This is a genomic window from Pseudomonas sp. PB105, assembly GCF_009764655.1.
Classification (GTDB): domain Bacteria; phylum Pseudomonadota; class Gammaproteobacteria; order Pseudomonadales; family Pseudomonadaceae; genus Aquipseudomonas; species Aquipseudomonas cyclaminis.
The window spans coordinates 30,208-52,443 of sequence record NZ_RWIO01000027.1 but is presented as its reverse complement, the minus strand read 5'-3'; the positions used below and the strand labels follow the sequence as shown (position 1 = coordinate 52,443).

Genomic DNA, 22,236 nt, shown 5'->3' with positions numbered 1-22,236 from the left:
GAACAAGGAGTTATGACATGCAATCCCGTCACTTGAAGTTGCTCGCCGCCGCTACGCTTACGGCTTGGTCCCTGACCGCTGGTTTGGCTCAGGCCGCTGGCGTGCTCACCATCGGCTGCCGTGAAGACAGCACCACCTTCGACCCGATCAAAAGTGCCCAAAACCGCGACACCTGGGTGTTCGCCAACGTCTACGACACCCTGGTGCGCGTGGATAACCTGGGCACCAAGATGGAACCGGGCCTCGCCGAAAGCTGGGACATCTCCAAGGATGGCCTGACTTACACCTTCAAACTGCGCGATGCGAAATTCTCCGATGGCTCGGCGATCACCGCTGAAGACGCGGCGTTCAGCCTGTTGCGCATCCGCGATAACAAAGCCTCGTTGTGGGCCGATCCGTTCAACCTGATCAACACGGCCAAGGCCGCCGACGCGAAAACCCTGGTCGTCACCCTGAAGACGCCGGCCGTGGCTTTCCTCTCGCAACTGGCTTCGCCGACGGTCTCGATCCTGTCGGAAAAAGCCATGACCAAAATGGGCGAAGACGCCTACTCGGAAAACCCGGTGACGTCCGGCGCGTTTACCGTGGAAGAGTGGCGCAAGGGTGATCGGGTGATCCTGAAGAAGAACCCGAACTTCTGGCAGGCCAAGAACGTCAGCCTGGATGGTGTGGAATGGGTCTCGGTGACCGACGACAACACGCGCATGCGCATGGTGCAGAACAACGAACTGGACACAGCGATCTTCGTGCCGTTCTCCCGTGTTGAAGAGCTCAAGAAAGACCAGAACGTGGTGATCCACGCCGACCCGTCCACCCGTGAAGATCACCTGTTGATCAACCACGCCCACGGCCTGCTGGCCAAGCCCGAAGTGCGTCAGGCGCTGGACATGGCCATCGACAAGCAATCGCTGGTCAAGACCGCCACCTACGGTCAGGGCACCGTGGCTTATTCCTACATTCCAAAAGGCTCGCTGTACCACTACGCCAACAATCTGCAACGCCCGTACGACCCGACCGAAGCCAAGAAACTGCTGGCCGCTGCCGGTGCCAAGGATTTGAAGCTGAACTACGTGGTCAACGCGGGCAATGAGGCTGACGAGCAGATTGCGGTGATCATCAAGGACCAACTGGCCAAGGTGGGTGTGACGGCTAACCTGCAGAAGGTCGACCCGACCCAAAGCTGGCAGATGCTAGTGGACGGTGAGTACGATATTTCGGTGATGTACTGGACCAACGACATTCTCGACCCGGACCAGAAAACCACCTTCGTGCTGGGCCACGACACCAACCAGAACTACATGACCCGCTACAAGAACGACAAGGTCAAGGACCTCGTGGCCGCAGCGCGTATCGAGGCCGACCCGGCCAAGCGTGAGCAGATGTATGTCGAACTGCAGAAACTGGCGAAACAGGATGTGAACTGGATCGACCTGTACTACAGCCCCTACATCAACATCTCTCGCAAGAACGTGAGCAACTTCCTGCAGAACCCGCTGGGGCGTTTCACGCTTGAAGAAGTGGTGAAGAACTAAGTTCTAGAGAACACTGCAATACCAATGTGGGAGGGGGCTTGCCCCCCTCCCACATTCAAATCCAGGGCGTGTCAGATGTTACTGCGCGTCAAACGCCTGCCCGTTGATGCCGGTACTGTCCGGCCCCATCAGGTACAGGTACACCGGCATGATTTCTTCCGGCGCCGGCCTTTCCATCGGGTTTTCCCCTGGATACGCCTGGGCCCGCATGCTGGTACGTGTGCCGCCGGGGTTGATGCTGTTGGCCCGCACCGCCGCCACATCTTCAAGCTCATCCGCCAAGGTCTGCATCAAGCCTTCAGTGGCAAACTTCGACACCCCGTAAGCGCCCCAGTACGCCCGGCCCTTGCGCCCGACGCTGCTGGAGGTGAACACCACCGACGCATCCTGGGACAGCTTGAGCAGCGGCAACAAGGTGCTGGTGAGCATGAACATCGCGTTGACGTTGATGTGCATCACCCGCATGAAGTTCTCACCGGACAACTGCTCGATGGGCGTGCGTGGGCCAATGATCGAGGCGTTGTGCAACAGGCCGTCGAGGTGGCCGAATTCCTTTTCGATCATCGCTGCCAGCTCATCGTACTGATGGGGCAGGGCGGTCTCCAGGTTGAATGGGATCACCACTGGCTGCGGCTGGCCGGCGGCTTCGATCTCGTCGTACACCTGGGCCAGGTTGGCTTCGGTCTTGCCCAGCAACAGCACGGTGGCACCATGGGCGGCGTAGGTTTTCGCCGCCGCCGCGCCGATTCCGCGACCGGCGCCGGTCACCAGGATCACCCGGCCTTTGAGCAGTTCTGGGCGTGCGGAGTAATCAAACATAAATAGCCTCGACAGAATTCAGCAGCTTATGAACCCCAAATCAGAAAACACTGAAGATCCCCTGTGGGAGGGGGCTTGCCCCCGATGAGGGCCTGTCAGTAATAGAGGTGCGGGCTGGCACACCGCTATCGGGGGCAAGCCCCCTCCCACATTGCATCTTCATAGGGGGCGTTGAATAGTCAGCAACTGCACAGCGCGTTATCCAGCACCTTGCGCAGTTCCAGCGGGTGATCCACCACCACATCCGCTCCCCAATGGCGCGGGTTGTCGTCCGGGTGGATGTAGCCATAGGTCACCGCCGCCGTGCGTGTGCCTGCATCGCGGCCGGACTCGATGTCACGCAGGTCATCGCCCACGAACAACACGCTGGCCGGGTCCAGGCCGAGCATCTTGCACGCCAGGATCATCGGCTCCGGGTCCGGCTTGCTGTTTTTCACGTGGTCCGGGCAGATCAGCAAGGCCGAACGCTCGGCCAGGCCCAACTGCTGCATGATCGGTTCGGCGAAGCGCAGTGGCTTGTTGGTGACTACGCCCCAGACCAGCTTGGCCTTCTCGATGTCTGCCAGCAGCTCGGCCATGCCGTCGAACAGCTTGCTGTGCACCGCGCAGTCCTTCAGGTAGCGCTCCAGGAATTCCTGGCGCAGTTCCTCAAAACCCGGCGACTCCGGGTCCATCGAGAAGGTCACGGCGACCATCGCCCGCGCACCGCCGGAGATTTCATCGCGGATGTGCTGCGGGTTGACCGGTGGCAGGCCACGGTCGGCGCGCATGGCCTGGCAGATGGCGATAAAGTCCGGCGCGGTGTCCAGCAGGGTACCGTCCATGTCGAAGAGAACCGCTCGCAACTTCACAGGCTTACTCCTCGCGCAGGGTCTGGATCATGTAGTTGACGTCAACGTCGTTGGCCAGCTTGTAGTGCTTGGTCAGCGGGTTGTAGGTCAGGCCGATGATGTCCTTGACGGTCAGGCCGGCCTGGCGGCTCCACGCGCCCAGCTCGGACGGGCGGATGAATTTCTTGAAGTCATGGGTGCCGCGCGGCAGCAGCTTCATGATGTATTCGGCGCCGATGATCGCGAACAGGTAAGCCTTGGGGTTGCGGTTGATGGTGGAGAAGAACACCTGGCCGCCGGGCTTGACCATGCGGAAACAGGCGCGGATCACCGAGGACGGGTCCGGCACGTGCTCAAGCATCTCAAGGCAGGTGACCACGTCGAACTGCTCGGGCATCTCTTCAGCCAGGTCTTCGGCGGTGATCTGGCGGTATTCCACGCTCACGCCGGACTCCAACTGGTGCAACTGGGCCACGGCCAGCGGCGCTTCACCCATGTCGATGCCCATTACGGTGGCGCCGCGCTGGGCCATGGCTTCGCTGAGAATGCCGCCGCCGCAGCCGACGTCCAGCACCTTCTTGCCGGCCAGGTTGACACGTTCGTCAATCCAGTTGACCCGTAGCGGGTTGATGTCGTGCAGGGGCTTGAACTCGCTTTCGCGGTCCCACCAGCGGTGGGCCAGGGCTTCAAACTTGGCGATTTCGGCGTGGTCGACGTTGCTCATGGTGCATCCTCTAAATCTGATAAATCGGTTTGTCGGTCCTGGACACGCGGGTCCAGGGCCGGCGTTATTCGGTGTGCCCGCTGATGCGTTTGCCCCAGGCAATGGCCGTGGCGGTCAACTGGTGTTCATCCATGCGGGTCAATTGCCGGTCGTCGAGCAACTGCTTGCCGGCGACCCAAACGTGTTTCACGCAATCGCGTCCGGTGGCATATATAAGCTGTGAGACCGGATCGTAGATCGGTTGTTGCGCCAGTCCTGACAGGTCGAACGCGACGATATCCGCTGCCTTGCCCACTTCCAGTGAGCCAATCTCGCTTTCCAGGCCCATGGCTCGCGCACCGTTGAGCGTAGCCATGCGCAGTGCACGGTGCGCGTCCAGGGCAGTCGCCGAACCGGCGACGGCCTTGGCCAGCATTGCCGCGGTGCGGGTTTCACCCAGCAGATCCAGGTCATTATTGCTGGCGGCGCCATCGGTGCCGATGGCCACATTGACCCCAGCCTGCCACAGACGCTCCACCGGGCAAAAGCCGCTGGCCAGTTTAAGGTTGGATTCCGGGCAATGGATGACGCTGGTGTTGCTTTCTACCAGTAAAGCCAGGTCATCCTCGCTGATTTGGGTCATATGAACGGCCTGGAAGCGCGGACCGAGCAGCCCGAGGCGGCCCAGGCGTGCCAGCGGGCGTTCGCCGGTCTGTTCGACGGCTTGCTGCACCTCGAAGGCGGTCTCGTGCACATGCATATGGATTGCGGCGTCCAGCTCTTCGGCAATTACCCGGACCTTTTCAAGGTTGGCATCGCACACGGTATAGGGCGCGTGGGGGCCGAACGTGATCTTGATGCGCGGGTGGTGCTTGAGGTCGCCGAACAGCTCGATGCCCTGGCGAATCGCCTCATCGGCGCTGCTGGCGCCGGGAATCGGGAAGTCGAGGATCGGAATTGCGATCTGTGCACGTATGCCGCTGTTGTGCACGCAGTCGCTGGCGACTTTGGGGTAGAAGTACATGTCAGAGAAGCAGGTGATGCCGCCCTTGAGCTGTTCGGCGATGGCCAGGTCGGTGCCATCACGAACGAAGGCTTCATCGACCCACTTGGCCTCGGCGGGCCAGATGTGTTTTTCCAGCCAGGTCATCAGGGGCACGTCATCGGCGAGGCCGCGAAACAGGCTCATCGCCGCGTGGCCGTGGGCGTTGATCAGGCCGGGGCTTAGCAGCATGCCCGGCAGTTCGCGCACTTCGCTGGCCGACAGCTTCAACGCCGCGGCCCGTGGCCCGATAAAGGCAATGCGCCCATCGCGGATGCCCACGCCATGTTCCTTGAGCACCACGCCAGCAGGTTCGACAGGTACCAGCCAGGTTGGCAGTAGCAGTAAGTCGAGCGGGGCGGCAGTGGAGGTCATCGCAGGCTTCTTCCCGGGCAGCTATAAAAGAAGCGCGAAGTATACCCGAGCGTCCTGGCTGGCGGATCGCTATAATCGGCGGCTTTTGTTCATGAGTGCGGAGTAAGGGATGCGCGATCGACTGTTGGCAGCGGAGAAAGTGAAGGCCATCGATTGGCGTGATGGCACGCTGTACCTGCTCGATCAACGTGCCTTGCCCTCCCAGGAAACCTGGGTGGCCTGCTCCACCGTCGATGACGTCGCTGCCGCCATTCGCGCCATGGTCGTGCGCGGTGCGCCGGCCATCGGTATCAGTGCGGCCTATGGCCTGGTACTGGCCGCCCGTGATCGCGTTGCCGAGGGCGGTGACTGGCAGGCCGCGTGGGAGGAAGACTACGCGCTGTTGGCCGATACGCGTCCCACTGCGGCGAACCTGTTCTGGGCCCTCAAACGCATGCGTGACCGCCTGGATCGCGTCAAGACACACGCTGACCCGCTGGCTGTCCTGGAAGCAGAGGCCATTGCAATCCATGAAAGTGATCGCGAAGCCAATCTGGTGATGGCCCAACTGGGCGTCGAGCGGATTCGCAAGCACCAAGGCAACGCCCAGGCGATCCTGACCCATGGCAACGCCGGCGCATTGGCGACGGGGGGTGTCGGCACGGCCCTCGGGGTGGTGCGTGCCGCCTTTCTTGAGGGGTTGGTCGAGCACGTCTATGCCAATGAAACCCGGCCCTGGCTGCAAGGTTCGCGGCTGACGGCCTGGGAGTTGGCGGGCGAGGGCATCCCGTTTTCGGTGAATGCTGATTCTGCGGGCGCACATATCCTCAAGACCAAAGGCGTGACCTGGGTAATCGTCGGGGCTGACTGCATTGCGGCCAATGGCGATGTGATCGGCCCGATCGGCACGTACCAGTTGGCGGTGTGCGCCATGCATCACGGCGTGCGCTTTATGGTGGTGGCGCCGAGTTCGACTTTGGATCTGATGATGGCCACTGGCGATGATGTTGCATTGGAAGAACGTGATCCCGGCGAGTTGCTGGACGTGAAGGGTCAGCGCCTGGAAGTGGCTGCTTTTAATCCGGTATTTGATGTGACCCCGGCTGATCTTATTGATGTGATCGTGACCGAGAAGGGGGTTGTCGAGCGGCCGGATACAGCCAAACTGGCCAAGCTGATGTGCCGTAAGCGGTTGCATTGAGGGCCTTGGCGTCTGTGAAAATGCTATCGGGGGCAAGCCCCCTCCCATACTTGAAGTGTGAACACAGTCAAAATGCGGGAGGGGGCTTGCCCCCGATGGGTCTGTAAAGTCAACAAAACCCTCGGATCCGATCTCAAAAAATGGTACCACCGCGCCTCTGAGCCCCTCTCGTCTCCCTCACGCCTGTCATCCGTCAAATTACTAGTCTCCATGCGCATCAGGGGGATAGGTGCGTGGCGGCGATTGTGATAACATCCGGCGGTTTCCAGGGCCGCCCCGAGGGGTTGCCTATAACGTGCAGATCCGTGTCATAACTCGTTGATTTGTCGTAAGTCGTTGTCAGGCACTCTGCCGGCAGCGGCGAGCTTCGTTCGTCCCATATGGATGTGACGAGGTTTCACCCGAAAAAGGAATCAGGCTTCTCATGGGCGAACTGGCCAAAGAAATCCTCCCGGTCAATATCGAAGACGAGCTGAAACAGTCCTACCTCGACTACGCGATGAGCGTAATTGTCGGTCGGGCACTGCCTGATGCGCGCGATGGCTTGAAGCCCGTGCACCGGCGTGTGCTGTTCGCGATGAGCGAGCTGGGTAACGACTGGAACAAGCCGTACAAGAAATCTGCCCGTGTTGTCGGTGACGTGATCGGTAAGTATCACCCTCACGGCGACACTGCGGTGTACGACACCATCGTTCGGATGGCCCAGCCGTTTTCCCTGCGCTACCTGCTGGTAGACGGCCAGGGTAACTTCGGTTCCGTCGACGGCGACAACGCCGCGGCCATGCGATACACCGAAGTGCGCATGACCAAGCTGGCGCACGAGCTGCTGGCCGACCTGCATAAAGAAACCGTGGACTGGGTGCCGAACTACGACGGCACCGAAATGATCCCGGCTGTCATGCCGACCCGTATTCCCAACCTGCTGGTCAACGGTTCCAGCGGTATCGCCGTGGGCATGGCGACCAACATCCCGCCGCACAACCTCGGTGAAGTCATCGACGGTTGCCTGGCCCTCATCGACAACCCCGAGCTGACCGTCGATGAACTGATGCAGTACATCCCGGGTCCGGATTTCCCGACTGCCGCGATCATCAACGGTCGCGCCGGCATCATCGAAGCCTACCGCACCGGCCGTGGCCGCATTTACATGCGTGCCCGCTCGATGATCGAAGACATCGACAAGGTCGGTGGCCGCCAGCAGATCGTCATCACCGAACTCCCGTACCAGCTCAACAAGGCGCGCCTGATCGAGAAGATCGCCGAGCTGGTCAAAGAGAAGAAGCTGGAAGGCATCACCGAACTGCGCGACGAGTCCGACAAAGACGGTATGCGCGTCGTGATCGAGCTGCGTCGTGGTGAAGTGCCTGAGGTGATCCTCAACAACCTCTATGCCCAGACCCAGCTGCAAAGCGTGTTTGGTATCAACGTGGTTGCCCTGATCGATGGCCGCCCGCGCATCCTGAACCTCAAGGACCTGCTGGAAGCCTTCGTGCGTCACCGCCGCGAAGTGGTCACCCGCCGTACCGTGTTCGAACTGCGCAAGGCCCGCGAACGCGGCCACATCCTGGAAGGCCAGGCGGTTGCACTGTCGAACATCGACCCGGTTATCGCCCTGATCAAAGCTTCCCCGACCCCGTCGGAAGCAAAAGAAGCACTGATCAAGATGCCGTGGGAATCCAGCGCCGTAGTGGCCATGGTTGAACGTGCCGGTGCCGACTCGTGCCGCCCTGAGACCCTGGACCCGCAATACGGTCTGCGCGAAGGCAAGTATTTCCTGTCGCCGGAACAGGCCCAGGCCATTCTGGAACTGCGTCTGCACCGTCTGACCGGCCTGGAACACGAGAAACTGCTGGCCGAGTACCAGGAGATCCTCAACCAGATCGGCGAGCTGATCCGCATCCTCAACAGCGCCGTGCGCCTGATGGAAGTGATCCGCGAAGAGCTGGAAGTGATCCGCGCCGAATACGGCGACGTGCGTCGCACCGAAATTCTCGATGCCCGCCTCGACCTGACCCTGGGCGACATGATCCCGGAAGAAGAGCGCGTGGTGACCATCTCCCACGGCGGCTATGCCAAGACCCAGCCATTGGCTGCGTACCAGGCCCAGCGTCGTGGCGGTAAAGGTAAATCGGCTACTGGCGTGAAGGATGAGGACTACATCGCTCACCTGCTGGTCGCCAACAGCCACACTACGCTGCTGCTGTTCTCCAGCAAGGGCAAGGTGTACTGGCTCAAAACCTACGAAATCCCGGAAGCCTCCCGCGCCGCCCGTGGTCGTCCGCTGGTCAACCTGCTGCCGCTGGACAGTGATGAATACATCACCACCATGCTGCCGGTAGACGAATACACCGAAGGTCACTTCATCTTCATGGCGACTGCCAAAGGCACCGTGAAGAAGACCCCGCTGGAATCCTTCAGCCGCCAGCGCAGCGTGGGCCTGATCGCCCTGGAGCTGGACGAAGGCGACGTGCTGATCTCCGCCGCCATCACCGACGGCGAGCGTGAAGTCATGCTGTTCTCCGACGGCGGCAAGGTCACGCGCTTCAAGGAATCCGACGTGCGTGCCATGGGCCGTACCGCCCGCGGTGTGCGCGGCATGCGTCTGCCGGAAGGGCAGAAGCTGATTTCGATGCTGATCCCGGAAGAAGGCAGCCAGATCCTGACCGCTTCGGCGCGTGGCTATGGCAAGCGTACGGCCATCGGCGAGTTCCCGGAGTACAAGCGTGGCGGCCAGGGCGTTATCGCCATGGTCAGCAACGATCGCAACGGCCGTCTGGTCGGCGCGGTCCAGGTGCTCGACGGCGAGGAGATCATGCTGATTTCCGACCAGGGCACCCTGGTGCGTACCCGTGTGGCTGAAGTGTCGAGCCTGGGCCGTAACACCCAGGGCGTGACGCTGATCAAGCTGGCCAGCGACGAGACACTGGTTGGCCTGGAGCGTGTCCAGGAACCATCGGAAGTGGAAGGTGAAGAGCTGGACGAGGCCGATGCCGAGTTCGCACGTGAGGTAATGGCAAGCGGCGATGATATCGTCGACGAGCCAACCCTCGACGCTGCCGCAGACGAAGAAGAACCGCAGGAATAAGCGGACACACAGGGGGCGGATGAAGATTCGCCCCCTTGTTGTTTGTCCCTTATGAAAGTATTGAAATACCCGTTTATTGCACCACCCCACCAGATCAGAGTGAGATTGGATGTGAGCAAGAGAGCCTATAACTTCTGTGCCGGTCCCGCGGCGCTTCCTGAAGCAGTCCTGCAGCGTGCGCAGGGTGAACTCCTCGACTGGCATGGAAAAGGCCTCTCCGTGATGGAAATGAGCCATCGCAGTGATGAGTTCGTGTCCATTGCGACCAAGGCCGAGCAGGATCTGCGCGACTTGCTGGACATCCCCTCCCATTACAAAGTGCTGTTCCTGCAAGGCGGCGCGAGCCAGCAGTTCGCTCAGATCCCGCTGAACCTGCTACCGGAAGACGGCACGGCCGACTACATCGACACCGGCATCTGGGGTCAGAAGGCTATTGAAGAGGCCTCGCGCTACGGTCACGTCAATGTGGCCGGCACCGCCAAGCCCTACGACTACTTCGCCATTCCCAGTCAGAACGAATGGAAGTTGTCGAAGGACGCTGCCTACGTGCACTACGTGCAGAACGAAACCATCGGCGGCCTGGAATTTGACTGGGTGCCGGAAGTTGGCGATGTGCCATTGGTGTGCGACATGTCTTCGGACATCCTTTCGCGCCCGATCGACGTGTCCAAGTACGGCATGATCTACGCCGGTGCGCAAAAGAACATCGGCCCAAGTGGCATCCTGGTCAACATCGTCCGCGAAGACCTGTTGGGGCGTGCCCGTTCGCTGTGCCCGACCATGCTCAACTACAAGGTCGCGGCCGACAATGGCTCTATGTACAACACCCCGCCGGCGTTTTCCTGGTACCTGTCCGGCCTCGTGTTCGAGTGGCTGAAAGAGCAGGGCGGTGTCGCCGCCATGGGCAAGCTCAACGAAGAGAAGAAGCGCACCCTGTACGACTTCATCGACGCCAGCGGCCTGTACAGCAACCCGATCAATCTGACCGACCGCTCGTGGATGAACGTGCCGTTCCGCCTGGCTGACGACCGTCTGGATAAGCCATTCCTGGCCGGCGCCGATGCGCGCGGCCTGTTGAACCTCAAGGGCCATCGTTCAGTCGGCGGCATGCGCGCCTCCATCTATAACGCTGTCGACATCCACGCGATCAACGCGCTGGTGGCCTACATGGCAGAGTTCGAAAAGGAACACGGCTAATGTCTGAACAAGAGCTCAAGGCCCTGCGTGTACGCATTGACAGCCTGGACGAAAAAGTCCTGGAACTGATCAGTGAGCGTGCGCGATGCGCCCAGGAAGTGGCACGGGTGAAGATGGCGTCCCTGGCTGAAGGCGAAGTGCCGGTGTTCTACCGTCCCGAGCGTGAGGCTCAGGTGCTCAAGCGCGTGATGGAGCGCAACAAGGGGCCGCTGGGCAACGAAGAGATGGCGCGGTTGTTCCGTGAAATCATGTCGTCGTGCCTCGCGCTGGAGCAGCCGCTGAAGGTGGCTTACCTCGGTCCTGAAGGTACGTTTACCCAGGCGGCAGCCATGAAGCACTTCGGCCACGCGGTGATCAGCAAGCCGATGGCGGCCATCGACGAAGTGTTCCGTGAAGTCGCGGCCGGTGCGGTGAACTTTGGCGTGGTACCGGTGGAAAATTCCACCGAGGGCGCGGTCAACCACACCCTGGACAGCTTCCTTGAGCATGACATGGTGATCTGCGGCGAAGTCGAGCTGCGTATCCACCACCACCTGCTGGTGGGCGAGAACACCAAGACCGACAGCATCAGCCGCATCTACTCCCACGCCCAGTCCCTGGCCCAGTGCCGCAAGTGGCTGGATGCCCATTACCCGAATGTCGAGCGCGTGGCGGTGTCCAGCAACGCCGAAGCGGCCAAGCGGGTCAAGGGGGAGTGGAACTCGGCGGCGATTGCCGGCGATATGGCCGCAGGCCTGTACGGCCTGACGCGCCTGGCCGAGAAAATCGAGGATCGCCCGGATAACTCCACGCGCTTCCTGATGATCGGCAGCCAGGAAGTGCCGCCGACCGGCGACGACAAGACCTCGATCATCGTCTCCATGAGCAACAAGCCCGGCGCGCTGCATGAGCTGCTGGTGCCGTTCCATGACAATGGGATTGACCTGACGCGCATTGAGACTCGTCCTTCGCGCAGCGGTAAATGGACCTACGTGTTCTTTATCGACTTCATCGGCCATCACCGCGACCCGCTGGTCAAAGGTGTGCTCGAGAAAATCAGTCAAGAGGCCGTGGCACTCAAGGTGCTGGGCTCTTACCCGAAAGCGGTTTTGTGAGGCGTTAACATGAGTGGCAACTTCCTCGCCCTGGCTCAGCCGGGCGTGCAACAACTGTCGCCTTACGTCCCGGGCAAGCCTGTGGACGAGCTGGCGCGTGAGTTGAACCTGGACCCGTCCAAAATCGTCAAGCTGGCGAGTAACGAAAACCCGCTGGGCCCGAGCCCCAAAGTGTTGGCGGCGATTCGTGAAGAGCTGGCCGAGCTGACCCGTTATCCCGATGGCAACGGCTTTGCCCTCAAGTCGTTGCTGGCGGAAAAATGTCGGGTCGAGCTGAACCAGGTGACGCTGGGCAACGGCTCCAACGACATCCTTGAGCTGGTCGGTCGTGCCTACCTGGCGCCGGGCCTGAATGCGGTGTTCAGTGAGCACGCGTTTGCGGTCTACCCGATCGTCACTCAGGCCGTCGGTGCTGACGCGCGTGTGATTCCTGCCAAGGATTGGGGCCATGACCTGCCAGCGATGCTGGCGGCCATCGATGCCCAGACCCGCGTGGTGTTTATCGCCAACCCGAACAATCCGACCGGCACCTGGTTCGATGAGCAGGCGCTGAACGAGTTTTTGCAGGATGTGCCAGAGCACGTGCTGGTGGTGTTGGACGAGGCCTACATCGAATACGCCGAAGGCGGCGACCTGCCGGATGGCCTGGACTTCCTGGCGGCGTACCCGAACCTGCTGGTGTCGCGCACCTTCTCCAAGGCTTACGGCCTGGCCTCGCTGCGGGTTGGCTATGGCCTGTCCACGGCGGTCGTGGCTGATGTGCTGAACCGCGTGCGCCAACCGTTCAACGTCAACAGCCTCGCCCTGGCGGCGGCCTGTGCGGCGGTGAAGGATGCCGAGTACCTGGAAGAGGGTCGCCGGATCAACGAAAGCGGCATGCTGCAGTTGCAGGCAGGCTTGAGTGAGTTGGGCCTGGGCTGGATTCCGTCCAAGGGCAACTTCATCTGCGTCGACCTCGGCCAAGTGGCTGCGCCTGTGTTCCAGGGCCTGTTGCGCGAAGGTGTGATTGTGCGTCCGGTGGCCAACTACGGCATGCCGAACCACTTGCGTATCACTATCGGTTTGCCGGCTGAAAACAATCGTTTCCTGGAGGCGCTGGCCAAGGTTCTGGCTCGTGGTTGATGTCACTGCATTGCAACCTGCTGTGCCTATGATCGGTCGCCTGGTGGTGGTCGGGCTGGGGTTGATCGGCGGCTCTTTCGCCAAAGGCCTGCGTGAAAGCGGGCTGTGTGGCGAAGTGGTCGGCGTCGACCTGGACCCGCAGTCGCGCAAGCTCGCGGTTGAGCTGGGCGTGGTGGATCGCTGTGAAGCAGACCTGGCGCTCGCGTGCCAGGGGGCTGATGTGATCCAGCTCGCGGTGCCGATCCTGGCGATGGAGAAGTTGCTGGCAGTGCTGGCTGGCATGGACTTGGGTCAGGCGATTCTTACGGACGTCGGCAGTGCCAAAGGCAATGTGGTGCGCGCGGCGCAACTGGCTTTTGGCGGTATGCCTGCGCGCTTCGTGCCGGGCCACCCGATTGCTGGTTCCGAGCAGAGCGGGGTGGAGGCGTCCAATGCGCAGCTGTTCCGTCGGCATAAGGTGATCCTGACGCCGCTTGAACAAACCGACCCGGCTGCGTTGGCCGTGGTGGATCGTCTCTGGCGCGCGCTGGGAGCGGACGTCGAACACATGCAAGTCGAACGTCACGACGAAGTGCTGGCGGCGACCAGCCATTTGCCGCATTTGCTGGCATTCGGCCTGGTGGATTCCCTGGCCAAGCGCAACGAGAACCTGGATATTTTCCGCTACGCCGCCGGTGGCTTCCGCGATTTCACGCGGATTGCCGGCAGTGATCCGGTGATGTGGCACGACATCTTCCTTGCCAATCGCGAAGCGGTGTTGCGCACCCTGGACACCTTCCGCAGTGACCTCGACGCGCTGCGTGATGCGGTCGATGCGGGTGATGGTCATCAGTTGTTGGGCGTGTTCACCCGTGCGCGGGTGGCGCGTGAGCATTTCAGCAAGATCCTGGCGCGGCGTGCCTATATGGAAACCGCTGTGAACGTCGATGAGCTGGCCTTTCTCGCCAATCCGGGCGGCCGCTTGAGCGGGCGTATCCGGGTGCCGGGTGACAAGTCGATCTCCCATCGGTCGATCATGTTGGGCTCATTGGCTGATGGCGTGACCGAGGTTGAAGGTTTTCTTGAGGGCGAAGATGCCCTGGCGACCTTGCAGGCGTTTCGCGACATGGGTGTGGTCATTGAGGGCCCGCACCATGGGCGCGTGATCATTCATGGCGTGGGCTTGCATGGCTTGAAGCCAGCGCCGGGGCCGATTTATCTGGGGAACTCGGGCACGTCCATGCGGCTGTTGTCCGGGTTGCTGGCGGCGCAACGCTTTGACAGCGTGCTGACAGGCGATGCGTCGTTGTCCAAGCGGCCGATGAGCCGGGTGGCCAAGCCGCTGCGGGAAATGGGCGCAGTGATCGAGACCGCGCCGCAAGGGCGTCCGCCGCTGACCATTCGTGGCGGGCAGTCGCTTAAAGGCTTGGACTATGCGTTGCCGATGGCCAGCGCCCAGGTCAAATCCTGCTTGTTGCTGGCCGGGTTGTATGCCGACGGCAAAACTGCGGTGACCGAGCCTGCACCGACCCGCGATCATACCGAGCGCATGTTGCGCGGTTTTGGCTATCCGGTGCTGGTGGAGGGCGCTACTGCGTCGGTTGAATCGGGATATGCACTGACGGCTACCCATATTGAAGTGCCAGGGGATATTTCCTCTGCTGCGTTTTTCCTGGTGGCGGCGTCGATTGCCGAGGGTTCCGAGCTGCTGCTGGAACATGTCGGCATCAACCCTACTCGCACCGGGGTAATCGATATCCTGCGGCTGATGGGCGCAGATATCACCCTGGAAAACCAGCGCGAAGTCGGTGGTGAGCCTGTCGCAGACCTGCATGTGCGTGCTGCGTCGCTGAAGGGTATCGAGATTCCAGAAGCCCTTGTGCCATTGGCCATCGATGAATTTCCAGTGTTGTTTATTGCGGCGGCCTGCGCAGAGGGTCGGACCATTTTGCGTGGGGCTGAGGAGCTGCGCGTAAAGGAGTCTGACCGTATCCAGGTGATGGCCGACGGTCTGCTGGCGCTGGGCGTGAAGTGTGAAGCCACCTCCGATGGGATTATCATTGACGGCGGCCTGATGGGCGGGGGTGAAGTTCATGCCCAGGGTGATCACCGGATTGCCATGGCGTTCAGCGTAGCGTCCCTCAGGGCGACTGCGCCGATTCGTATCCGTGACTGCGCCAATGTTGCTACGTCTTTTCCGAATTTTCTTACACTGTGTGCCCAAGTCGGCATCCGTGTTGCCCAAGAGGCTCAATTGTGAATATCAAATCACCGGTGATTACCATCGACGGGCCAAGTGGCTCGGGCAAAGGCACGATCGCCGGCATCCTGGCCAAGCGCCTCGGCTGGTGCCTGCTGGATTCCGGCGCGCTGTATCGCCTGCTGGCATTTGCCGCACGCAACCATGGCGTGGACCTGACCAACGAAGAGTCCTTGAAGCTGCTGGCGGCGCACCTTGATGTGCAGTTCGTCGGGGCGACGGAAGGTCATCCTCAGCGCATTATCCTGGAAGGGGATGATGTGACGGATGACCTGCGTAACGAACAAGTGGGTTCCTGGGCCTCCCAGATCGCCGCGCTGCCGGCCGTGCGCGACGCGTTGCTGCAGCGTCAGCGGGCTTTTCAGGAGCCGCCGGGCCTTGTGGCAGATGGTCGTGACATGGGCACGGTGGTGTTTCCCGAGGCGCCGCTGAAGATTTTCCTGACCGCCAGCGCCGAGGAGCGGGCACGCCGCCGTTACTTGCAGTTGAAGGGCAAAGTCGATGGTGTTAGTCTGTCGAGTCTGCTAGATGAGATCCGTGCACGCGATGAGCGTGATACCCAGCGCGCAGTAGCCCCGCTAAAGCCGGCGGCTGATGCCATACAGCTTGATTCCACGGAGTTGTCCATCGAGCAGGTGCTGGAACGCATCATGAGTGAAATCGCCATTCGCGATATCGCCGGGTGATCAAGAAGGCCGCAGGGGACCAGTCATAGTCCTGCGGTGGCTTCTTTTAACTGAAACTGACCCACACCGTCTGGGGTGTGGAGATGGGCGTATTCTTCGCCCTTATCAACAGGAATTAAAATGAGCGAAAGCTTTGCGGAACTCTTTGAAGAAAGCCTAAAAACCCTGAACCTTCAGGCAGGCTCCATCATCACCGGTGTTATCGTTGATATCGATTACCAAGCTCGCTGGGTAACCGTTCACGCTGGTCTGAAGTCTGAAGCTCTGATCCCGCTGGAACAGTTCTACAACGATGCTGGTGATCTGACAATCAATGTCGGTGACGAAGTTCACGTTGCTCTGGACTCGGTTGAAGACGGTTTCGGTGAAACCAAGCTGTCCCGTGAAAAAGCCAAGCGCGCTGAATGCTGGATTGTTCTCGAAGCAGCCTTCGCAGCTGAAGAAGTGGTCAAGGGCGTTATCAACGGTAAGGTTAAAGGCGGCTTCACTGTCGACGTTAACGGCATCCGTGCGTTCCTGCCAGGTTCTTTGGTCGACGTTCGTCCTGTGCGCGACACCACGCACCTGGAAGGCAAAGAACTCGAATTCAAGGTCATCAAACTCGACCAGAAGCGCAACAACGTTGTCGTTTCCCGTCGCAGCGTCCTGGAAGCAGAGAACTCCGCCGAGCGTGAAGCTCTGCTGGAATCCCTGCAGGAAGGCCAACAAGTCAAAGGTATCGTCAAGAACCTCACCGATTACGGCGCATTCGTCGATCTGGGTGGCGTCGATGGCCTGCTGCACATTACCGACATGGCTTGGAAGCGTATCAAGCATCCTTCCGAAATCGTCAACGTTGGCGACGAGATCGATGTCAAGGTTCTGAAGTACGATCGTGAGCGTAACCGCGTTTCCCTGGGCTTGAAGCAGCTGGGCGAAGATCCATGGGTTGCTATCAAAGCTCGTTACCCAGAAAGCACCCGCGTAACCGCGCGTGTTACCAACCTGACCGACTACGGCTGCTTCGCTGAGCTGGAAGAAGGCGTGGAAGGCCTGGTGCACGTTTCCGAAATGGACTGGACCAACAAGAACATCCACCCTTCGAAAGTCGTACAAGTCGGCGACGAAGTGGAAGTTATGGTTCTGGACATCGACGAAGAGCGTCGTCGTATCTCCCTGGGCATCAAGCAGTGCAAATCTAACCCATGGGAAGATTTCTCTGGCCAGTTCAACAAGGGCGATAAAATCTCCGGCACCATCAAGTCGATCACCGATTTCGGTATCTTCATTGGTCTGGACGGCGGCATCGACGGCCTGGTTCACCTGTCCGACATCTCCTGGAACGAAGTTGGCGAAGAAGCCGTTCGTCGTTTCAAGAAGGGCGACGAGCTGGACACCGTTATCCTGTCGGTTGACCCAGAGCGCGAGCGCATCTCCCTGGGTATCAAGCAACTGGAAAGCGATCCGTTCTCCGAGTACGTTCAAGAGAACGACAAAGGCGCCATCGTTAAAGGCACTGTGAAAGAAGTTGACGCCAAAGGCGCCATCATCGTTCTGGCCGACGATATCGAAGCGACTCTGAAAGCCTCCGAAATCAGCCGTGACCGCGTTGAAGACGCGCGCAACGTTCTGAAGGAAGGCCAGGAAGTAGAAGCCAAGATCATCAGCGTTGACCGCAAGAGCCGCGTGATCCAACTCTCCATCAAGTCGAAAGATGAAGTTGAAGAGAAAGAAGCTATCCAGAGCCTGAAATCCGCTCCGGAAGCTGCAACTGGCGAGACCACCATGGCCTCCCTGCTGCGCGAAGCAATGGCTAAGCAGAACTAAGTTCTGTAAAGCTGTAAAAAGGGCGACTTCGGTCGCCCTTTTTTGTGCCTGAAATTCGTTGAATCAACAAGTGAGAACCAAGGCCTACAGCTCAGTGTCAGAGCTGACTATAGTCTTGATAAAAGCACTCTCCTGTTGCTGTTTTAATAAGGGTCCCAATGAACAAGCTTATCGTAGTGTTCTTAGTTGTAATGCTTGCAGGCTGCTCCGCCACCAGCGCCAAAACTCACGTGAGGCGCGGCGTCAGCGGGATTGAAGTCGACTGCTCGGGGCTTGGCAATCATTGGGGGAAATGCGAACAGCGCGCCGCCCGCGAATGCAAGATGCAAGGCTACAAGGTCATCACCAGGTCAAGCGAGGCCAAGGATGAGGAGGGCGACTACCTGTTCGGCTGGAACCCGGCAGGGGCAGTCACTCGCACGATGCTTGTGATCTGCAATTAAGCGCATTACGTGTTCGCCACAAGTGCTTATTCGGCCAGCAGATAAGTTGATGCATGGGCTGTTCAAATTCATCAAGTCATGCTAAAACCTTCGAAGCGCTTTTCCTAGCTGCTTGAAAAAGAAGGGAAAAATATGACGAAGTCGGAGTTGATCGAACGAATTGTCACCCATCAAGGGCTGCTTTCATCCAAGGATGTGGAGCTGGCTATCAAGACCATGCTTGAACAAATGTCCCAGTGCTTGGCTACCGGCGATCGGATTGAGATTCGCGGGTTTGGGAGCTTCTCCCTTCACTATCGCGCGCCGCGGGTTGGGCGAAATCCCAAGACCGGGCAGTCTGTGAGTCTTGATGGTAAGTTCGTGCCTCACTTCAAGCCAGGCAAGGAGTTGCGGGATCGGGTGAACGAAGACGAAGAAGAGGGCGTCTGAGTGTTTTTGGATAGGGGGAAAAGTTATGAGTGGGGTTAAGCGCGTTTTGTTGGTGTTGACCATTCTGGCGTTTGTCTTGGTGACCCTTGCGTTTGTGCTTGAGAATCAGCAGGGCGTCGCGCTGTCGTTTTTGGGTTGGAGTAGTGCGCAGTTACCCGTGGCCGTGTTTGTAACGCTGGCGTTGATTGCGGGCATGCTGATTGGACCGTTGCTCGGTGGAGTGATCAGGCTTGCGGGGCGTCGTAAACAAGGTTTATAGCCCTTGGATGCATACCCCGCTCAACCCTGATCTGCCTGCGGCCAGTGAACGCAGTTGCTCGTCCATCACATCCAGCGGTTCTGCCAAGTCATGAGGCTGGTCGTTTACGCAATTCGTAGAGCTTGAATGGCAGTTTGAACAGCAGCATCAGTATGTTGGTGTAGAGCCCATTCGTGCGACAGGCATTAACGATTTCCAGGTTCAACTTCAAGCTGCTCCTTAGTCCAGCTGTACTGGCGCCTCCTGATCGCATCCGTACCAGCACTTGATTAATATAAGAATACTTGAGGGCGTGCACCTTAAACAGTCGTACAAAAAACTCGTAATCCGCAGAAATCCTGTACTTCAACGAGTACTGGCCGACGACGTTGTAAGCTGATTTACGAATGAATGTCGCCGGATGAGGTGGCATCCATCCAAAGCGCAACTTCCATGGTGCAAAGCGGTTTGCGCGGTAAAAGCGTGTCACTTTGTGCAGGTCGGTTGGATTGACAAAAACCACATCGCCAAACACCGCATCGCTCTCTGGGCGACGTTCGAATGCTTTCGCCACAGACGAAAGACTGGTGGTGCTTTCATAAAAGTCATCGGAATTCAAAATGCCGACCACGGCACCGGTAGCCATGGCTACACCTTTATTCATTGCATCGTAGAGGCCCTTGTCCGGCTCGCTGACAAAGCGACTGATACGGTCTCCATAAGATTCGACAATCGCCTGCGTCCCGTCCCTTGAGCCGCCGTCCACAACGATGTATTCGATATCACCATAGTCTTGTGAAAGAACGGACTCAATCGTGTCTCGAATGGTGCTCGCGCTGTTAAAACAGACTGTAATAATTGATAACTTCAAGACAACCTCTTATGTACGACCATACAGGTCTTCGAAGCGTACGATATCGTCTTCACCCAAATAGGAGCCGGACTGCACTTCAATCAGCTCCAGGGGTATAACGCCAGGGTTCTCCAGCGTGTGGACCTGACCAATAGGGATATACGTCGACTGGTTTTCAGTGACCAGATAAGTTTTCTCACCATTGGTAACCCGGGCGGTGCCACTCACGACAATCCAGTGCTCAGCTCGATGGTGATGCATCTGCAGTGATAGCTTCGCGCCTGGATTAACGGTGATGCGCTTCACTTGGTAGCGGCTGCCATTATCAATGGAATCGTACATCCCCCAAGGCCGATAGACTTCACGATGATCAAGGGATTCGCATCGGCCTTCGGCTTTCAATCGATCAACGATCTTCTTGACGTTCTGCACTTGGCTTTTGTGGGCGACCAGGATGGCATCCTTGGTTTCCACGATCACCAGGTCCTCAACACCTACGGTGCTCACCAGGCGACTCTGGGAATGTACGAATGTGTTGTGGGTCTGTTCGACCAGAACGTCCCCGTTGCACACGTTGCCTTGTGCGTCCTTCTTGCCAACCTCCCACAGCGCTGCCCATGATCCAATATCGCTCCAGCCGGCATCGAGCGGTACGACGACAGCGTCAGCCGTTTTCTCCATTACCGCATAATCGATCGACTCCGACGGACACGCTGCGAAGGCCTCTTTGCCGACACGCGTGAAATGCATATCTTGGGCACCCACTGCGATAGCGCTGCGACAAGCTGCGAGGATGTCCGGACGGAATTTTGCCAACTCTTCCAGGTACCTGCCCGCGCGGAACATGAACATGCCACTGTTCCAGAGATAGTTTCCGCTGGAAAGGTAAGCGCGTGCAGTTTCTTCATCAGGCTTCTCGACGAAGCGCGCGACCTCGAATCCGGCGGCGTTGACGCTATTACCCTTTTCGATATAGCCATAACCTGTTTCCGGCTGAGTCGCCACAATACCGAAGGTCACCAACTTGCCGTCGAGCGCCAGGGGAAGCGCTTTGTGGATGCACGCTTGGAATGCGGCGACATCCTGGATCAGGTGATCGGCTGCCAGTACCAGCAAGAGCGGATCCTGCCCGTCGACGCACGATTGCAGTGCTGCCAGTGCGACCGCTGGAGCCGTATTGCGCCCCACGGGTTCCAGCAGGATGTTGGCGCTTTCCAGGCCCAGTTGCCGAAGCTGTTCGGCGGCCAGGAATCGATGTTCTTCGTTGCAGATTAATCGGGGGACATCGACTTCAAGTCCTTCCAGGCGCTTGATTGTGGCCTGCAACATGGACAGCTCGCTGTCAGCCAGGCAAAGAAACTGCTTGGGGTTGAGCTGACGCGAAAGCGGCCAAAGGCGTGAGCCAGAACCGCCGGCCATAATTACCGGAATCAACATTTATTCTTCCCTTGCGTTCAATTCGTTGGTCACGCCGACAGACGGTTTTAAAGCGATATCCAGCATGGTCTTCGCGACGCTCTCCCAATCTTTAGGGATCGTTTTCAACTGTTCTGTCCAGTCAGGCCAGTAGCCTGTCGAGAGTTTTGCGTGCAGTTCGTTTACCGCATCTTTCAACGAGTCTGCGCTATTGGCTTGAAAGTATATCGCCTCGTCGCCACATAAAACCCGCGCATAAGGCAGGTCCGGACATACGATGGGCAGGCCTGCAAACATGGCTTCCACAAGTGGAAACCCATAACTTTCATCCGTTGAGAGAAACAGTAGCGCATCCACTCGGTTGTAGGCATCAATCATCTGTTGCGCAGTCAGTGTGCCCAGGCAGTGAAGCCATGGAAGATTGGGTGCTGGATTGCTTTTTTCGTCGAGCGTTATAGCAAGGCGCGCCAAGGGCCACTGTGCAGCCTGGCGGTCATCAATGCTGGCAAGCAGCTTGTGATTTTTATGCGGATATCCGGCTGCGGGGTAGATCAGGTGCAGCGGATCACCCTCGGCCGTGATGCGCCCGGTGCGTTTGATTCCGGCGTTCAACAACCATGCAGGAACAGGTTGTGCCACAACGTGTACGCGCGAGTGCAGGGACGGGTACGACTTGATAAGAGCGTCACGCATCAATGTAGTTTGGACGATAAACGCCTGCGCGTATTTGATGTTGGACCGAAACACCCATCTGAGTAGTGCCTGCTTCATTTTTCCAAGGCGCCAAGAGAATTTTTCCGGGCGCAAGAGGTGGGGTGTTTGAACAAAAACCGTCTGTTGGCTCGTGCAACGAATGGGCAGGTCGCCCATGACCAGAAGCGGAAGCTCCCCACTAAAGCGCTGTCCTAAAAACAGGCACTCCGCCAAGCGTGATAGCGAATTGGGAAGGTAGCGACGGTAACGTGTCAAGGCGACTGACGTGTCGTTATTCTGATAAGACGATAAGTCTCCCTTGTCGGGCAGATAAACCTCGACAACGCGTACGGTTTTATTCCTCTCCAGGGCGGGCAGCAATGACTTGATCAATTGCACCGCGCCCAGTCCGGCAATGTTGGTCAGGTGAAGACGAACAGCATCTTGTCTCATG

The 22,236-nt window shown here is 59.0% G+C and carries 19 protein-coding genes; 12 read left to right on the top strand and 7 right to left on the bottom strand.

Translation table 11 applies throughout. The features are described 5' to 3' along the window. Positions 1–17 precede the first annotated feature (17 nt). Positions 18–1,532, top strand: coding sequence for an ABC transporter substrate-binding protein (locus EJD88_RS05035; protein ID WP_099587344.1), 1,515 nt, complete (start codon positions 18–20; stop codon positions 1,530–1,532). 78 nt (positions 1,533–1,610) lie between these two features. Here EJD88_RS05035 and EJD88_RS05030 read toward each other — a convergent pair whose 3' ends face one another. From EJD88_RS05030 to EJD88_RS05015, 4 genes are all read right to left on the bottom strand, one after another. Beyond that, positions 1,611–2,351: a YciK family oxidoreductase gene (locus tag EJD88_RS05030; protein WP_150674640.1), complete on the bottom strand. Its 741-nt coding sequence runs from the start codon at positions 2,349–2,351 to the stop codon at positions 1,611–1,613. Positions 2,352–2,530: 179 nt separating this feature from the next. Continuing rightward, positions 2,531–3,202, bottom strand: a complete 672-nt coding sequence (gene mupP, locus EJD88_RS05025) for an N-acetylmuramic acid 6-phosphate phosphatase MupP (protein ID WP_158877048.1) — start codon at positions 3,200–3,202, stop codon at positions 2,531–2,533. 4 nt (positions 3,203–3,206) lie between these two features. After that, positions 3,207–3,905 carry a bifunctional 2-polyprenyl-6-hydroxyphenol methylase/3-demethylubiquinol 3-O-methyltransferase UbiG gene (ubiG, locus tag EJD88_RS05020; RefSeq protein WP_099587341.1) on the bottom strand — a complete coding sequence of 233 codons (699 nt, stop codon included), beginning with the start codon at positions 3,903–3,905 and terminating at the stop codon, positions 3,207–3,209. 64 nt (positions 3,906–3,969) lie between these two features. Next, a complete protein-coding gene (locus EJD88_RS05015; protein WP_158877046.1) occupies positions 3,970–5,301 on the bottom strand; it encodes a TRZ/ATZ family hydrolase in 1,332 nt (443 codons plus the stop codon). Positions 5,302–5,410: 109 nt separating this feature from the next. On the opposite strand from EJD88_RS05015, the gene mtnA reads away from it, so the two are divergent. From mtnA to EJD88_RS04960, 11 genes are all read left to right on the top strand, one after another. Beyond that, the gene (mtnA, locus tag EJD88_RS05010; RefSeq protein WP_158877044.1) at positions 5,411–6,481 is read left to right on the top strand and encodes an S-methyl-5-thioribose-1-phosphate isomerase; all 1,071 of its coding nucleotides are present in this window, start codon (positions 5,411–5,413) and stop codon (positions 6,479–6,481) included. A gap of 424 nt (positions 6,482–6,905) precedes the next feature. Further along, positions 6,906–9,566: a DNA gyrase subunit A gene (gyrA, locus tag EJD88_RS05005; RefSeq protein WP_099587338.1), complete on the top strand. Its 2,661-nt coding sequence runs from the start codon at positions 6,906–6,908 to the stop codon at positions 9,564–9,566. Positions 9,567–9,677: 111 nt separating this feature from the next. Then, positions 9,678–10,763, top strand: a complete 1,086-nt coding sequence (serC, locus tag EJD88_RS05000; RefSeq protein WP_158877042.1) for a 3-phosphoserine/phosphohydroxythreonine transaminase — start codon at positions 9,678–9,680, stop codon at positions 10,761–10,763. Next, entirely contained in the window at positions 10,763–11,857 is a 1,095-nt protein-coding gene (gene pheA / locus EJD88_RS04995; RefSeq protein ID WP_003172650.1) for a prephenate dehydratase, read from the top strand. Before serC ends, pheA begins: the two co-directional genes overlap by 1 nt. 9 nt (positions 11,858–11,866) lie before the next feature. After that, positions 11,867–12,979: a histidinol-phosphate transaminase gene (gene hisC / locus EJD88_RS04990; protein ID WP_158877040.1), complete on the top strand. Its 1,113-nt coding sequence runs from the start codon at positions 11,867–11,869 to the stop codon at positions 12,977–12,979. 28 nt (positions 12,980–13,007) lie between these two features. Further along, on the top strand, positions 13,008–15,218 hold the full coding sequence (locus tag EJD88_RS04985; RefSeq protein ID WP_250925442.1) for a bifunctional prephenate dehydrogenase/3-phosphoshikimate 1-carboxyvinyltransferase: 2,211 nt from the start codon (positions 13,008–13,010) through the stop codon (positions 15,216–15,218). Beyond that, the gene (gene cmk, locus EJD88_RS04980; RefSeq protein ID WP_099587334.1) at positions 15,215–15,904 is read left to right on the top strand and encodes a (d)CMP kinase; all 690 of its coding nucleotides are present in this window, start codon (positions 15,215–15,217) and stop codon (positions 15,902–15,904) included. The genes EJD88_RS04985 and cmk overlap by 4 nt, the downstream gene beginning before the upstream one ends. 120 nt (positions 15,905–16,024) lie before the next feature. Beyond that, the gene (gene rpsA, locus EJD88_RS04975; protein ID WP_027604177.1) at positions 16,025–17,710 is read left to right on the top strand and encodes a 30S ribosomal protein S1; all 1,686 of its coding nucleotides are present in this window, start codon (positions 16,025–16,027) and stop codon (positions 17,708–17,710) included. 158 nt (positions 17,711–17,868) lie between these two features. Further along, positions 17,869–18,153: a hypothetical protein gene (locus tag EJD88_RS04970; RefSeq protein ID WP_158877036.1), complete on the top strand. Its 285-nt coding sequence runs from the start codon at positions 17,869–17,871 to the stop codon at positions 18,151–18,153. Between the two features lie 132 nt (positions 18,154–18,285). After that, positions 18,286–18,582 (top strand): integration host factor subunit beta, encoded by a 297-nt coding sequence (gene ihfB, locus EJD88_RS04965; protein ID WP_003218804.1) that lies wholly within the window; start codon positions 18,286–18,288, stop codon positions 18,580–18,582. A gap of 25 nt (positions 18,583–18,607) precedes the next feature. Further along, on the top strand, positions 18,608–18,841 hold the full coding sequence (locus tag EJD88_RS04960; RefSeq protein WP_099587332.1) for a lipopolysaccharide assembly protein LapA domain-containing protein: 234 nt from the start codon (positions 18,608–18,610) through the stop codon (positions 18,839–18,841). A gap of 88 nt (positions 18,842–18,929) precedes the next feature. Here the strand turns inward: EJD88_RS04960 and EJD88_RS04955 are convergent, their stop codons facing one another. The 3 genes from EJD88_RS04955 to EJD88_RS04945 are packed head-to-tail and all read right to left on the bottom strand — an operon-like array spanning position 18,930 to position 22,235. Beyond that, entirely contained in the window at positions 18,930–19,691 is a 762-nt protein-coding gene (locus tag EJD88_RS04955; protein WP_158877034.1) for a glycosyltransferase family 2 protein, read from the bottom strand. A gap of 9 nt (positions 19,692–19,700) precedes the next feature. Further along, entirely contained in the window at positions 19,701–21,110 is a 1,410-nt protein-coding gene (locus EJD88_RS04950; RefSeq protein ID WP_158877032.1) for a mannose-1-phosphate guanylyltransferase/mannose-6-phosphate isomerase, read from the bottom strand. Continuing rightward, positions 21,111–22,235, bottom strand: a complete 1,125-nt coding sequence (locus tag EJD88_RS04945; RefSeq protein ID WP_099587329.1) for a glycosyltransferase — start codon at positions 22,233–22,235, stop codon at positions 21,111–21,113. Position 22,236: the final 1 nt, after the last annotated feature.

Bases quoted from the DNA above. Each gene is read 5' to 3' on its own strand.
- gyrA (WP_099587338.1), top strand. From the start codon at position 6,906: ATGGGCGAACTGGCCAAAGAAATCCTCCCGGTCAATATCGAAGACGAG.
- hisC (WP_158877040.1), top strand. From the start codon at position 11,867: ATGAGTGGCAACTTCCTCGCCCTGGCTCAGCCGGGCGTGCAACAACTG.
- EJD88_RS04970 (WP_158877036.1), top strand. From the start codon at position 17,869: ATGAACAAGCTTATCGTAGTGTTCTTAGTTGTAATGCTTGCAGGCTGC.
- EJD88_RS04950 (WP_158877032.1), bottom strand. From the start codon at position 21,110: ATGTTGATTCCGGTAATTATGGCCGGCGGTTCTGGCTCACGCCTTTGG.
- mtnA (WP_158877044.1), top strand. From the start codon at position 5,411: ATGCGCGATCGACTGTTGGCAGCGGAGAAAGTGAAGGCCATCGATTGG.
- EJD88_RS04985 (WP_250925442.1), top strand. From the start codon at position 13,008: ATGATCGGTCGCCTGGTGGTGGTCGGGCTGGGGTTGATCGGCGGCTCT.
- EJD88_RS04960 (WP_099587332.1), top strand. From the start codon at position 18,608: ATGAGTGGGGTTAAGCGCGTTTTGTTGGTGTTGACCATTCTGGCGTTT.
- rpsA (WP_027604177.1), top strand. From the start codon at position 16,025: ATGAGCGAAAGCTTTGCGGAACTCTTTGAAGAAAGCCTAAAAACCCTG.
- EJD88_RS05035 (WP_099587344.1), top strand. From the start codon at position 18: ATGCAATCCCGTCACTTGAAGTTGCTCGCCGCCGCTACGCTTACGGCT.
- EJD88_RS04945 (WP_099587329.1), bottom strand. From the start codon at position 22,235: ATGAGACAAGATGCTGTTCGTCTTCACCTGACCAACATTGCCGGACTG.
- EJD88_RS05015 (WP_158877046.1), bottom strand. From the start codon at position 5,301: ATGACCTCCACTGCCGCCCCGCTCGACTTACTGCTACTGCCAACCTGG.
- ihfB (WP_003218804.1), top strand. From the start codon at position 18,286: ATGACGAAGTCGGAGTTGATCGAACGAATTGTCACCCATCAAGGGCTG.
- pheA (WP_003172650.1), top strand. From the start codon at position 10,763: ATGTCTGAACAAGAGCTCAAGGCCCTGCGTGTACGCATTGACAGCCTG.
- ubiG (WP_099587341.1), bottom strand. From the start codon at position 3,905: ATGAGCAACGTCGACCACGCCGAAATCGCCAAGTTTGAAGCCCTGGCC.
- EJD88_RS05030 (WP_150674640.1), bottom strand. From the start codon at position 2,351: ATGTTTGATTACTCCGCACGCCCAGAACTGCTCAAAGGCCGGGTGATC.